At 59.4% G+C, this 710-nt stretch carries 2 protein-coding genes; both read left to right on the top strand.

Annotated elements, in window-relative coordinates; genetic code table 11:
- The coding region (flgM, locus tag J5M71_RS26225; RefSeq protein WP_207838368.1) for a flagellar biosynthesis anti-sigma factor FlgM at positions 1–196 on the top strand (196 nt) is incomplete at its 5' end.
- 48 nt (positions 197–244) lie between these two features.
- Positions 245–710, top strand: a 466-nt coding sequence (locus tag J5M71_RS26220; protein WP_207838365.1) for a flagellar protein FlgN, incomplete at its 3' end; no start/stop codon positions are given.

Genomic DNA, 710 nt, shown 5'->3' with positions numbered 1-710 from the left:
CGCCAAAAGCGGGGAGTCGGTACACCTCAGCAATGAGGCTCAACAGTTGCAGAAGGTCACTGCCAAGCTGCGCGATCCGCCTGCTGTCGACAAAGCCCGAGTGGCCGAGTTGAAAGCCGCGATTGCCGATGGCAGCTATAACGTCGACAGCAACCGTGTAGCCAGCAAACTGCTCAACTTCGAAGCCCAGCGCTAGGCTTTTGCCGGCGCCAGGCTTTTGGACGCTTAAACCCCAAGGCCAGCCATGCACGACACTAACTTATTGCAACTGATCAACGACGACTTTGCTCCAGCGCAACAATTGCTGGAGTTATTGCAAACCGAATCCCTCGCTTTGCATGGTCGCGACATGCCGTTGCTGGAAGAAATTCTGGCGACCAAGCAAGCGTTGATCATTCTGCTCGAGCAGCATGGCCGCAAGCGCAGCGAAATCCTCGCCAGCCTCAACCTGCCGACCGATCGCACAGGTCTTGAGCAACTGGCCAGCCAGTCGAGCATTGGCGACCAGTTGCTGACCCAGGGCGATGCCCTGACCGCGCTGATCGCCCAATGCCAGGCGGCCAACATCAAGAACGGCCAGTCGATCCAGATCCAGCAGGCGACTACGGCCAACCAGCGGAAGATCCTCACCGGCGGTGAGCCGCCAGCGCTGTACGACGCCAGCGGCACCTTTGCCAAACCGGTCAAGCCGCGAACGCTCAGCCAGGCAT

Source organism: Pseudomonas sp. 43(2021), from assembly GCF_017490805.1.
Classification (GTDB): domain Bacteria; phylum Pseudomonadota; class Gammaproteobacteria; order Pseudomonadales; family Pseudomonadaceae; genus Aquipseudomonas.
Note: the sequence above shows the minus strand (reverse complement) of the source record. Positions and strands in the feature narration are given on the sequence as shown.